The following is a 12,680-nucleotide window of genomic DNA, read 5'->3' on the forward strand; positions in this document are numbered from 1 at the left end:
ACGGTGTGAGAATAAAACGAACAAGGAGGAACACATCATGCGAAGCGTTGTCCAAAAGGGCCTTCAATGGGTCAAAGCCCATAGTTTCCTCTTGCGATTGATTTTTTTCGGATCAATTATTCTTTTTGTCAGCAATCAAGTGATCAATATCGCCCACGGAATGAGTTGGGATGATGTCTTAACGACAATGGATGAGCAAAATAACAGTACCTTAGTGCTAATGGGGATTATTGGTTTGGTGGGAATCATTCCGATGCTGGGGTATGATTGGGTGACAATCCAAACATTGGAGACACTCGGCAAGCCCAAAATGCCACGAAAAGATTGGCTGATAGCGGCGTGGACGACCAATACCATTAATAATCTAGCTGGTTTTGGCGGAATTATCGGGGCCAGTTTGCGGGCGAATTTTTACGGAAAAGGAATCGATCGCAAAAAAATCTTGGCGACAGTCTCAAAAATCGCTTTGTTCATGCTAAGCGGCTTGTCGATCTGGGCGTTATTTTTACTCGTCGCTTTGTTTACTTTTCATGGGGATGCCTTTTATCAAAAATATTGGATCTGGTTGCTTGGCGGCAGTCTATACGCCCCTTCTTTACTGATTTTTAGTTATTTACGGCGAAAGAAATTATTTGCTGAATTGTATCCAAAAGGAGTATTGACCCTTTTGGCAACTTCGTTTACCCAATGGCTATCTGCGTTGGCGGTTTTTTTAAGTATCGGTTATTTGATGGAGCTGCCGATTTCGCTGGTGGATGTGGCGCCGATGTTCTTGATTGCGACCCTGATTGGGATGCTGACGATGGTTCCCGGGGGAATGGGAACCTTTGATGTTTTGATGATTTTAGGGATGAGCCAAATCGGGTTGTCTCAAGATCAGACGGTCGTTTGGTTGCTGTATTATCGCTTGTTTTATTATTTAGTGCCGTTTTTAAGCGGTGTGATTCTCTTTTTGACCCAAACCAGTGTAAAGCTGAATCGTTTCTTTGACAATCTGCCACGAATATTTTTGCAGCGGATTGCCCATATCGTAGTCGTTGTGGCGGTGTATTTTGCAGGAATTATGATGGTTCTGCTTTCAACGGTGACCAATCTGTCCAATATCAGTCGCTTTTTTGAGTTTATTCTGCCCTTTTCCTTTAATTTTTTGGACCAAACCTTAAATCTGCTGATTGGATTCTTATTGTTAGGTTTGGCACGGGCACTGTTTGCAAAAGTCAAACGGGCGTATTTTCCTACGATTGCCTTGTTATTGTTTGGAATCATCAACACGATTTCCCGCACACGATCGTTACGATTGATGGTGGTTTATCTGTTGATTTTAGCTACTGTTTGGCTGGCACGGCATGAATTTTATCGAGAAAAATTTGTTTACTCATGGGGAGCAAAAATCTTTGACGGCTGCTTGTTTGGCTGCTTGTTTATTGTCTATGCAGTTGCCGGGTATCACAGTGGTCAGTGGTGGAACAATCAAATCTTAGGGGATAATTTCTTTTTGTTCCCGTCAGATGATGTCTGGTTTTCCGGATTATTGGGCGTAGCGATTTCTTTGATGACGTTGTTGGGATTGCAGCAGTACTTGGCTTTTACAGAAAAAAAACTGGGCACCTCATGGGATGAAAAACGCTTTGCAGCATTGATTCAGCGTTTTGGCGGCACTCGCTCCAGTCATCGGTTATTTTTACCAGGGTATCAGTATTATTATTATCAAAAAGATGGACAGGATGAACTGGTTTTCGGGTATCAAATTAAAGGAAACCGTTGCTTTGTCTTAGGCCGACCCATCGGAAATGAAAAGCTCTGGGGAGAAGCAACCTTGGCCTTTATCTCAGAAGCGGATTTGCTGGGGTATCAGTTGGCTTTTTATCGAATCAGTCAACGCTACGCTGTTTTGCTCCATGATTTGGGTTTCCAATTTACTAAAATCGGGGAAAGTGCCACAGTATCTTTGCGGGATAAATCCTTTGATAGCAGCAAATCTTTTGAACGGCAGGAGTATCACTTTACGTATTATGAACAGTTGCCGGAAGAACTGGTGGCAGATGTTCAGCGGGTCTCTGAGGAATGGTTGAAGGGCAATAAGGAAAAATTCTTTGGCAGTGGTCGGTTTACTAAGGAGTATTTATTGAAAAGTCCGATTGGGATTCTTCGCAAAAAAACACAGGTGGTTGGTTTTATTACCCAACAGCCTATTGATCGTAATTGGGTTTCCTATGATTTGCTGAGGATGCTGCCGGAAGAACCCCCGGAATTAGCCAATTATCTGGTAGTGAATATGCTGAAAGAATGGCAGGCGCAAGGTTATGAACTGGCTGATTTGGGAATGGCACCTTTTGCCCATGTCGGAGATGGTCCTTTTGCTTCCATTGAAGAACGGATCATGAATGTGATCTACAATTACGGGACATTTTACGGATTTCAACGAAATGTTGCTGGCAAACAACGGTATGTGGAGGATTGGGAGAGTTGCTATTTTGCCTATGTGAAGGGCGGAAATTTCTATCTTGCTTCCTTGCAGTTGCTGTTGCTGATTGGAAAAGGAAAAAACAAGGGACCAACACTTGTGGAAGATGTTATGTTGGATGTATAAAAAAGGTATCTGCACGTGAACTGCAGATACCTTTTTTAGGCTTTTCTCCGTCGGGCAAAATCAACGAAACGGAATTTATCCAGCCGATGGATCGACTCGGTGTATTCAAAACAACGGGTGTCTTCCAGATAAACCAGACCGCGAACGACAACGACATGCTGATCCTCCGGCAATAAATCCATCAAATCACGAATCTCTTTGGTCACAGGATCAACGGTCACTTCTTTTTGCGCATAAGCGATTTCCAGGCCTAAATCATTTTCAAAATAATGATAGATGGAATCCTGGGCTTTTTTTTCCGGCAAGTCGGTGATAATCCGAGCATCTAAATAATCAATATCCAAAATCACGACTTCGCCATCAATTTTTCGCTGCCGAACCAATTTCCACGCTTCGGAAGCCACGGGCCAATCCGTGGTTTGATGAAGTTTGGGTGAAACGGCGACTTTCTTGATTTCCACGACCTTGGTTTCATTGTGGATGTTTTGAGCATTTTGCAGCTCCTTGAAACTGGTCAATCCGGAAATTGGGAAATCAAAACGGTTGAGATCCAGCACAATAGAACCTTTTCCCTGCTGTTTTTGGATATAGCCGGCATTTCGCAGCAGATTCAAGGCTTTGCGAACTGTTTCACGTGAAACACCATAAATCTTGATTAGTTGATTTTCGCTGGGAAGCAGCGTTTGGGGAGGATATTCCTTTGCCAAAATCTTTTGTTCCAAATCAAGAAATATTTCTCTAAATTTATTCATGGATTTCATCCTCCCTTTTTTCTTTAAAGCGTTGTTTAGCGTTGGATAAGTTCAGCAATGGTCAATTCTGACAATTCGTGAACCGTCAAATCTGCACCGTGTAATGGTTCGCCGGATAAAACACCGACAGCGGTCATTCCGCAGGCTTTGATGCCATCAATCCCAGCTTGGGCATCTTCAAAACCGATTGCTTCTTCTGGTTGGATATTCAATAATTCGGCCGCTTTAACAAAAATTTCCGGATCGGGTTTGCCTTTTGTCAAGGTTGCTGGATCAACGATGCCGTCAAACAAATCGCTGACACCTAATTTTTCTAAAATAAATGGCGCATTTTTAGAAGCCGAAGCAATCGCACAAGGCACCCCTTGATTGTGGGCAGCATCTAAAAATTCTTTCACTCCCGGTAACAAATCGGCAGGCGTCAAGTCTTGTAGTAATTCCACATAATGGGTATTTTTTTTCGCTGCTAATGCTTCTTTTTCTTCCAATGTAAACGCATTTTCTTTTCCGCCATGAACCAAAATTCGTTCTAGGGAATCCATGCGGCTGATGCCTTTTAGTTGTTCATTGAATTTTAAATCAACCGTGATGCCGATTTCAGCACCTAAATCCCGCCAAGCAACAAAATGAAATTTGGCTGTATCGGTGATGACACCGTCTAAATCAAAAATAAATCCTTTTTTCATGTCAAAACACTCCTTGTTCATCTTTTAATGGAATAAATATCCTAACGGCTTTTAGTAAGCAATCGTTTGGGTTTCATTTGGTTTTAGTGTAACAGATTTTTTGCCTACTGTAATCGTTTCTTCGCAATTTGCGGTAATCGTCAGACTTTGGTGGGTAACAGCTACCTGATAATCCACTCCGCGAATCGTGATAGCAAAACGAATTTTTTGCCATGCATCTGGTAGGTTAGGGTGGAAATGAATTTTTTCTCGACGGATGTCCAAACCGGCAAAGGTCGTCAACGGAATAAACAAAGTGGCGGCCATCACGCCGGCATGAATTCCTTCTGCCGTAGTTCCTCCTTGGATATCACGATAATCAGAATACAGCGCTTCTTGATAGAGTTGCCAAGCCAACTGCTGATCATTTACCATGGCCGCTAATTGGGCGTGAACCACCCGAGACAGCGTTGAACCGTGACTGGTGCGTTGCAGGTAGTAATGCAGATTTTTTTCTACATAATCTTCCGGTAAGTGGTAATCCAGATCCGTCAAAATATCGGCAACCTGTGCTTTGGAAAAATTATAAAAAATCATCAAGCTGTCCGCCTGTTTGGCAACTTTATAGGCATCTGCGGATTCGCCTTCTGCATTCAAAATCCGATCCATCCGATAAATATTGCCATATTTTTCTTTGTAGTAGCTCCAGTCGACTTCCTTCAAATCAAAGTAACCATCAAATTGCGCAATAATTCCTTCGTCGTTGATAGTCAATGCCAGTTGATTTTTGATTTTCTGCATTGCTGTCAACAGATGGTCATCAACACCGGTTTTCGCCTGTGCTTCACGAAAATCTTCTGCGGGTAATTTTTGTTGTAATGTAGCCAATTCTTCAAAGAGCCAAACCACCATCATGTTGGTATAGGCATTGTTTTTCAACCCGCCTTTTGCTGCATGAGGGTAGCCTTCGTGAAATTCATCCGGGCCCATGACACCTTCGATAGAGTAGCGTTGCAAGTCTTCATCCCAAGTAGCGGCGCTTTGCCAAAAATGAGCAATCTCCAATAGCATTTCCGTTCCGTAATTTTTCATAAAGGCAATATCGCGAGTATTGTGCCAGTATTGCCACACATTGTAAGCAATCGCCAAGGAGACATGCCGTTGCAGTCGGCTGTGGTCTTCCTTCCATTCGCCACTGATGGGGTTCAAATGCAGTTTTTGAGATTGCTCGCTGCCCTCCAATCCGGATTGCCAAGGGAACATTGCCCCTTGATAACCGGCTTCAGCGGCTTCTTTTTTCGCCATTTCCAGTCGACGGTAACGATACAACAACAATTCTTTTGCCGTTTCAGGAAAATGGATGATATAAAAAGGAAAAATAAACAATTCATCCCAGAAAATATGCCCGCGATAGGCTTCCCCGTGCAATCCCCGTGCGGTCACAGAAGCATCCAGCTCCTTGTTGCCATTCGGGGAAGCCGAAGACAGCAGATGATAGGTATGGAGATTTAATAATTTTTGTGACATCAAATCCCCTTCAACAGTGATCGCGGCTTTTTGCCAAAGCTGTTGCCATGCTTTTTGTGATTCGTGATAAAGCGTTGTAAAAGAAGGCAGTGGCGAAAAACCGGCAAAATCTGGGGGTGTTTGTCGGAATTGTTGGACATCCACGGTTTTTTCTAGGGAATACCAGTCCTTTTCATGGGCTGAAATCGTTAGATGTTGGGAAATTTTTTCTGTCTGCACTTCATTGATCAGTTTCGTCAAATCCAAGGTATCACTGGCAAGTGCCGAAGTTTGTCGGATGGTGATACCGGACTGGTTCGTTCGGGCATCCAAGCGGGCGTATTGTTCATGCGCCTGCAACACATCAAGCGTCAAGTGATGATGGGTCAGGCTGCGGTAGCGGGCGACATTATAATTGAATACTCCACCATCTGCTTCGGATACCAAGGTGATTTCACCAGAAAAGTTCATCGGCGAAAAGCGGTAAATCAGGCTATAGCGATGCACCTCTGCCATACTGGCGATTTTTTTTGTCTGGATCGCGATTTTCTTTCCATTGTTTAACTGAATTTCACTCCAAGATTGAAATAACCCTGTTCGTAAATCTAGTTGGCGTTTCATCGTCAGTACTGTATTGTTTGCGACATCAACTGTTTCGCCGTCTACGATTAAATAAATTTTTTGCAAATTTGGTGCATTGACAAAATCTTCATTGTAAATCGTCTGTCCGGAAACCTCTGAAGCTGCGGTATTATACAAGCTGGCCAAATAGGTAGCAGGATAATTTTCTTCGGTGATGGTCATTTCCGGCGTTGTCCCCCGTAGACCCATAAAGCCGTTACCGACTGTCAACAAGGATTCCACAGAATATTCGTCCTTGCCGGGAGCGTACCCATGATAAGTTATCAGCCAAGGTAAATCTTCCCGTTGCTTTTCGGCATCCTTTGTATAAACGAAGGGTAGGTTCAGTGCTTCCGTCAATGTTTGAGCGGCTTCAAGAATCCGACCTTCCTGTGAAACCAAAATTTCTTTCTCAGCGTGGATTTCTCCACCATCAAAGGATCCTGCTATCTGCTGCAAATAGGCTTCTACCTCTGTCAACGTGTCAAAAACAGCCGGCTGATCAACTCCAATGACCTGCCATTGCGGATCAAGATATGTGATTTGTACATTTTTCATTACGACACTCCTTTTCTAACTTGTCTATACATGCAAGAATATTATAGCGGAGAATGTAAGCAATTACAATTAAAAATTGTTGTTTTCTTATGTTTTTAAATAAAAACAGCAAAACATATCTGGTGAGAGAGTACAAGTGATAGTTATTTAACAAACTGTGAAAAAAATTTAAAAAATATTGATACAAACCCATTTTTCTTGTGAAAAGAAGATGTCTATGATTTATTTAAAAAAAGAAAGTTTGAATTATTTTTGTAAAACGCTTGCATATATTTTATTTACACGTTATTATTAATTTGTAAAACAGACATATATATACAAGTTACTATGAAAGGGGTTTTATCCATGGGTAAATATCAGGCGGATGTTGAACAGCTGCTGAAGGACATCGGCGGCAAAGAAAACATCGCGGCAGTGACTCACTGCGCAACACGAATGCGGTTTGTACTAAACGATCCAGACAAAGCCGATGAGAAAGCAATTGAGGATATTCCAAGTGTAAAGGGAATGTTCACCAATGCGGGTCAGTTCCAAGTTATCATCGGGAATGATGTTCCAACGTTTTACAACGAATTCACGGCGGTTTCCGGTGTTGAAGGAGTTTCCAAGGAACAAAGCAAGTCTATTGCGAAAAAGAATCAAAATCCGATACAACGAGCAGTTGCAGTTTTAGCAGAAATTTTTACACCAATTATTCCAGCAATCATTGTCGGTGGGTTGATTTTAGGTTTTCGTAATGTATTAGAAGGTATCGATTTCGGGAACGGCACGATTGTTTCACAATCGGTTTTCTGGAATGGTGTCAATGATTTTCTATGGCTGCCGGGGGAAGCAATTTTCCACTTCTTGCCAGTCGGGATTACTTGGAGTGTGACTCGTAAAATGGGAACCACCCAAATACTGGGGATCATTTTAGGGATTACCTTGGTTTCACCACAATTATTGAATGCCTATGCAGTAGGAAGTACAGCGGCAGCAGATATTCCATTTTGGGATTTTGGTTTTGCCCAAATCGACAAGATTGGTTACCAAGCGCAAGTTATTCCGGCCATGCTGGCAGGATTTATGTTGGCTTATTTGGAAATTTTCTTCCGAAAACGGATTCCTGAAGCGGTTTCTATGATTTTTGTTCCGTTGTTTGCTTTGTTGCCTACGATTTTGGCGGCTCATGTGGTCTTAGGACCATTCGGTTGGTGGCTAGGCAGCGGTATTTCCTTTGTCGTAAATACAGGATTGACGTCATCGGTCAGCTGGTTGTTCAGTGCACTGTTTGGGTTCTTATATGCACCGTTGGTTATCACGGGATTGCATCATATGACCAATGCCATTGATATGCAGTTGATTGCTGATTTTCAGTCAACCAATTTATGGCCAATGATCGCGCTATCTAATATTGCCCAAGGTTCGGCGGTGTTGGCAGTTTATTTCTTACACAAAGGCAATAAAAAAGAAGAACAAATTTCAATTCCAGCAACGATTTCTTGTTATCTGGGCGTTACAGAGCCTGCGATGTTCGGGATCAACTTAAAATACGTTTATCCCTTTATCGCTGCGATGATCGGTTCAGGTCTGGCTGGTATGTTCAGCAATCTGATGGGAGTTCGTGCCAATGCGATCGGTGTCGGTGGTTTGCCAGGGATTTTAGCTATCAATTTCAATATTGGCGGTGGCGGACTTGCCTTCTTGGTGGCGATGCTGATTGCGATTGTTGTACCGTTTATTTTGACTATCGTATTCCGTCGTCAAGGAATCTTTAATAAGATCGATCCTGTCGAAGAAGCTACCGGTAATCTTGCGCCTGAATTTGCTACAGCCGGTGTCAGCGTATCAAATGTTGCGACAGAAGAAGCTGTTAGTGCAACGCCAATAGCTACGACAGAAGAAAAACTATTTGCACCAGTCGATGGTCAAGTCATCGCAATCGGGGAAGTTTCCGATCCTGTTTTCTCCCAAAAAATGATGGGTGACGGATTTGCGGTTCGACCAACAGCCAACGAGATTTATTCACCGGTTGCCGGAAAAGTGACCAGCGTGTTTGAAACGAAGCATGCGATTGGTCTTTTGACAAAAACCGGAGCAGAAGTCCTCGTGCACATGGGACTAGATACGGTTGAGTTAAAAGGAGCACCTTTTGATGTGAAGGTCAAAGAAGGGGATGAGGTCACACCAAATACCTTGTTGGCAATCATGGATATCGCTGCTGTCAAAGCGGCTGGAAAAGGAACCGATGTATTGACGGTTCTTACTAATGCAGAGAAAGTCTCAAGTCTGACGCTGACAAAAACCGGCGAAATCAACGCCAAAGAACATGTCGGTGAAGCGGAGATGTTGTAAGTTGAAAAATCAAAAAACAGCCTAGCGAGATTATTTCGCTAGGCTATTTTTAACCTTCAAATAGAAGAAAATATTTCTGAAAAGTAGGCATTAATTCTTTTTTGGAGTGTTGGGCAAGCGATTCAATTCTTCTGCTGAAAAGAGTAACGTGCCAGTGTTTTTGGCTTCGTAAAAATTATTGGAAGCTGCGTCTCGTAGCTTTTTTTTGTTTTGGAGATAGATGTTTTTTCCTATATTGAGATCTGGATTTAGTTGAACTTCTCTTTGGCTCGGGATGACTATTTTACTCTTTTTATTGCTGCTAAAGAGAGTGTACTCACCAAATAACAGAAGTCCAATTCCCGTTTCATCCCTACCGTTTATTAAACCTGAACGTTTCGCCAACTTAACAAAGGGTTTAGTTGTTTCAAAATAAATAGTGTAGGAAACATCTGTTGGGAGGGTAATTCTTTCGTCAGTTATGTCTAAGGTAATTGTTTTTTCTGGTAGCACAGTTTTCTCAATTTTCGTGATGACAATATCATTGGCATCCAATAAGGCACCATTTACCCAAAAGATAAGAACAAGCACTGTAGTCAAGCTGATGGACAAAATACCTAAAAACAAGAGTAGTCTCTTCAACCATTTTTTCTTTTTAGTATCGAAAGTCAATTCACTGACCATTTCCTGATCATCCTTCAATAAATAATCTAATGGCAAATCAAAAAATTCACTAAGTTTGACTACCTGATCCAAGTCAGGATAGCTTTTGCCTGTTTCCCATTTCGAAACGAGTTGTCGCGTGACAAAAAATTGTTGGGCGAGCTGTTCTTGGGTCAAGTCATTTTCTTTCCGGTGTTCTTTGATAATTTTTCCGATGTTCATTTTCTTGTCTCCTCTACCAAATCTTTCTTGAGTATATCAAAAAAAAATTTCCTTGGTGGATTCCTCTCAAATCTGTGATGCAACGAATCGTAACATCCTGATTTATCAGTCTTTAACAAGTGGAAAGAAAAAGTGTCAAAAAAATCTGGAATGGTTGAATCTGTTGCTTTTTACTTGTTCTTTCACTTAATAAGATGGATTAAGTAAAAAAATAAAAGGAAATCCATTATTAAAAGAGGAAAGAGAAGGAAGAATATATGAAACGTTTACCACTCATGGATTTGGCTCAATTTGTTGCCGCATTATTGGTTATTCTGATTCACTGCGGTCGGCTGGTCGAAAATGAAGTGCTGCATTTTGTTCTTAAAAGTCTTCTTGCAAGAATAGCAGTACCATTATTTTTAGTAATCAACGGCTATTTTTATCGAGAAAAACAAAAAAAGGATTCTAGCTACCCCAAAAGATATTTTTGGCGACAGCTGCAAGTCTATTTCTTATGGAGCTTGTTTTATCTGCCTTACGGGTGGCAAATTCTTCAGGAACAAAAAATTTCTTTTTTTTGGTACCCTGCAGCTTTCATCGTTGCGTTACTATATTTGGGTAGTTGTTACCATTTATGGTATTTTCCGACCCTTTTGATGGGGATTAAATGTAGCAGTTGGTTAACAAAACGTTATTCATATCCAGTCTTATTTTGTCTTGCCGGAAGTTTCTTTTTTCTTGGTAGTAGTGAAACCTACAGTGCCTATTTAACAGGTATCCCAGCTTTCCTCTACGAAAATTACCAAAAAATTTTTTTCACCACACGAAATGGGGTGTTTTTTGGTTTTATTTTCGTTTTGATGGGTTTTTTTCTAAGTGATTATCCACAACATTCTTTATTCACTCGGAAACCTGTTTTCAAGTTGGGGGCTAGCTTGATCTTATTTGCAATCGAGGGCAGTATTGTTTTTCACCAGCAAGGAACAGACAAAAATTTTTTCTTTGCTCTTATACCCATAAGTTTGTTGTTGGCTTCTCTTTTACGAAAGGACTGTTCTTTAAAACATACAAGGCGGTGGAAGGAGTACAGCAAAGGATTGTTTTTCTTGCACCCTTTCTTTTTAGAGATTATTCAAAAGACTGCTGCTATCGCAGATTTTCGGATTTCTGGTCTACAGTTGTTTTGTTTAACAGCGCTAATGACGTTACTCTTTTTAATTGGTAAAAAGCAAGGAGAAAAGGTTTTGAAGGGATTTTTTTTTGCCGAAAAAGACTCTTCGAAAAGTCAAAAAGTACCTTTTCGAAGAGTCTAAAGAAACTTATTCAATCGCTATATTATTCCCCGGTGCATCTTTATAACCGGCTTTTGGCAGGTTCAGGGTCAATACGCCATTATCGAATTTGGCTTTGATGTTTTCGTCGTCGATGCCTTGCATAGTGAAGCTGCGTTGGTAGGAGCTGCTGGAACGTTCGCGACGCAAATAGCGACCGGCATCATCTTTTTCTTCTTTTTCAGAAGATTGAGTAGCGGTAATGGATAAAATATCGTTAACATAGCTGACTTTGATGTCTGTTTTTTCAACTCCTGGCAAGTCGGCCTTCACGATATAATGGTCGTCATATTCTTTGATGTCCGTGGAAATCTGCCGTTCCTGCCAGAAATTATTCATCAGCTTTCCGAACAAATCCTCTGCGTTGCCTAAATCTTTTAAATCTCTTGGAATCAAGTTTGCCATTAGATATCCCCACTTTCTTTTTTTTCTAGTATAATTGTAGAATGAAATCGCTGTTTTTAGCAAATCAAACGATTGTTTTTTCGGTAAAAATGCAAGAGTCTTTCTATACTTTTACTTTCTGCTATGATAGAATACACAACGACTCTTTTCAGATGAGTAGGTGAGAAAATGGAGATAATCGAAAAAGCACCGGCAAAGATCAATCTGGGACTGGATGTTTTGTTCAAACGACCAGATGGGTACCACGAGTTGGCAATGGTGATGTCCAGCGTTGATTTGGCAGATCGGCTGACGATGGAAGAATTGCCGAATGACCAAATTATTGTAGAGACCAACAAAGCATTTTTACCTGTGGATCAGCGAAACAATGTCTACCAGGCGGCGGTCTTAGTTAAAAAACGCTATGGCATTAATAAGGGAATCAAAATTTCCATTAAAAAACAGATTCCTGTGGCAGCTGGTTTGGGCGGAGGAAGTTCCGATACAGCAGCAGCTCTGCGGGGCATGAACCGCTTATGGGATTTAGCCCTTTCGGATCAGGAATTGATTGAGCTGGGGATGGAAGTTGGGACGGATGTTCCTTATTGTCTTTACGGCAGAACCTCTGTTGTTGCCGGCAAGGGGGAAATCGTAACAGGAATTGATCCCATGCCTCAATGCTGGGTCGTTTTGGTGAAACCCCGTGTGAGTGTGTCTACCCGCACGATTTTTCCCGAGGTAGATATAGATAAAATCCATCATCCGGATATTCCTAAGCTGACAGAAGCCATCCGCAACAATGACTACCAGCAGATGATTCGATACATGGGCAATGCGTTGGAGGATGTCACAATTCAGCGGCACCCGGTGATTCAAAAAATCAAGGATCGTATGATGAAATACGGGGCAGATGTGGCATTGATGAGCGGCAGCGGACCGACCGTTTTCGCTTTGTGCCGTCAGCATTCTCGGGCACAACGAGTGTACAATGCGCTTAAAGGATTCTGCGATGAAGTGTATCTGGTACGAACACTAAAGTAAAAAAGAGCTTGATATAAGTTCACAAAAAACCATTATGGCTCTATACTTTTTG

The 12,680-nt window shown here is 41.7% G+C and carries 9 protein-coding genes; 4 read left to right on the plus strand and 5 right to left on the minus strand.

Going from position 1 to position 12,680, the window contains the following annotated elements:
• Positions 1-37 precede the first annotated feature (37 nt).
• Complete coding sequence (gene mprF / locus BAU16_RS10755) at positions 38-2,590, plus strand: bifunctional lysylphosphatidylglycerol flippase/synthetase MprF (RefSeq protein WP_048604581.1); 2,553 nt, start codon at positions 38-40, stop codon at positions 2,588-2,590.
• A gap of 35 nt (positions 2,591-2,625) precedes the next feature.
• On the opposite strand, the gene treR is transcribed toward mprF, so the two are convergent.
• From treR to BAU16_RS10770, 3 genes are read right to left on the minus strand one after another with little or no spacing between them, the layout of a single operon-like run.
• Positions 2,626-3,342, minus strand: a complete 717-nt coding sequence (gene treR, locus BAU16_RS10760) for a trehalose operon repressor (protein ID WP_048604580.1) — start codon at positions 3,340-3,342, stop codon at positions 2,626-2,628.
• A 35-nt stretch (positions 3,343-3,377) separates the two neighbouring features.
• Entirely contained in the window at positions 3,378-4,028 is a 651-nt protein-coding gene (gene pgmB, locus BAU16_RS10765) for a beta-phosphoglucomutase (RefSeq protein WP_161527052.1), read from the minus strand.
• A gap of 51 nt (positions 4,029-4,079) precedes the next feature.
• The gene (locus tag BAU16_RS10770; protein ID WP_161527053.1) at positions 4,080-6,692 is read right to left on the minus strand and encodes a glycoside hydrolase family 65 protein; all 2,613 of its coding nucleotides are present in this window, start codon (positions 6,690-6,692) and stop codon (positions 4,080-4,082) included.
• 345 nt (positions 6,693-7,037) lie between these two features.
• On the opposite strand from BAU16_RS10770, the gene treP reads away from it, so the two are divergent.
• Entirely contained in the window at positions 7,038-9,026 is a 1,989-nt protein-coding gene (gene treP, locus BAU16_RS10775; RefSeq protein ID WP_161527054.1) for a PTS system trehalose-specific EIIBC component, read from the plus strand.
• Positions 9,027-9,116: 90 nt separating this feature from the next.
• On the opposite strand, the gene BAU16_RS10780 is transcribed toward treP, so the two are convergent.
• Entirely contained in the window at positions 9,117-9,890 is a 774-nt protein-coding gene (locus tag BAU16_RS10780) for a helix-turn-helix domain-containing protein (protein WP_161527055.1), read from the minus strand.
• 257 nt (positions 9,891-10,147) lie between these two features.
• On the opposite strand from BAU16_RS10780, the gene BAU16_RS10785 reads away from it, so the two are divergent.
• Complete coding sequence (locus BAU16_RS10785; protein ID WP_048604575.1) at positions 10,148-11,185, plus strand: acyltransferase family protein; 1,038 nt, start codon at positions 10,148-10,150, stop codon at positions 11,183-11,185.
• A 6-nt stretch (positions 11,186-11,191) separates the two neighbouring features.
• Here BAU16_RS10785 and BAU16_RS10790 read toward each other — a convergent pair whose 3' ends face one another.
• The gene (locus BAU16_RS10790; RefSeq protein WP_048604574.1) at positions 11,192-11,608 is read right to left on the minus strand and encodes an Hsp20/alpha crystallin family protein; all 417 of its coding nucleotides are present in this window, start codon (positions 11,606-11,608) and stop codon (positions 11,192-11,194) included.
• Positions 11,609-11,776: 168 nt separating this feature from the next.
• Here BAU16_RS10790 and ispE point away from each other — a divergent pair, with 168 nt between their 5' ends.
• The gene (gene ispE / locus BAU16_RS10795; protein ID WP_161527056.1) at positions 11,777-12,628 is read left to right on the plus strand and encodes a 4-(cytidine 5'-diphospho)-2-C-methyl-D-erythritol kinase; all 852 of its coding nucleotides are present in this window, start codon (positions 11,777-11,779) and stop codon (positions 12,626-12,628) included.
• Positions 12,629-12,680: the final 52 nt, after the last annotated feature.

It is taken from the genome of Enterococcus sp. JM9B, from assembly GCF_009933265.1.
In the GTDB taxonomy this organism is placed as follows: Bacteria; Bacillota; Bacilli; order Lactobacillales; family Enterococcaceae; genus Enterococcus_C; species Enterococcus_C songbeiensis.

Coding starts and splice junctions, on each gene's coding strand:
- BAU16_RS10790 (WP_048604574.1), bottom strand. CDS start 11,608: ATGGCAAACTTGATTCCAAGAGATTTAAAAGATTTAGGCAACGCAGAG.
- BAU16_RS10785 (WP_048604575.1), top strand. CDS start 10,148: ATGAAACGTTTACCACTCATGGATTTGGCTCAATTTGTTGCCGCATTA.
- BAU16_RS10780 (WP_161527055.1), bottom strand. CDS start 9,890: ATGAACATCGGAAAAATTATCAAAGAACACCGGAAAGAAAATGACTTG.
- mprF (WP_048604581.1), top strand. CDS start 38: ATGCGAAGCGTTGTCCAAAAGGGCCTTCAATGGGTCAAAGCCCATAGT.
- treR (WP_048604580.1), bottom strand. CDS start 3,342: ATGAATAAATTTAGAGAAATATTTCTTGATTTGGAACAAAAGATTTTG.
- treP (WP_161527054.1), top strand. CDS start 7,038: ATGGGTAAATATCAGGCGGATGTTGAACAGCTGCTGAAGGACATCGGC.
- pgmB (WP_161527052.1), bottom strand. CDS start 4,028: ATGAAAAAAGGATTTATTTTTGATTTAGACGGTGTCATCACCGATACA.
- ispE (WP_161527056.1), top strand. CDS start 11,777: ATGGAGATAATCGAAAAAGCACCGGCAAAGATCAATCTGGGACTGGAT.
- BAU16_RS10770 (WP_161527053.1), bottom strand. CDS start 6,692: ATGAAAAATGTACAAATCACATATCTTGATCCGCAATGGCAGGTCATT.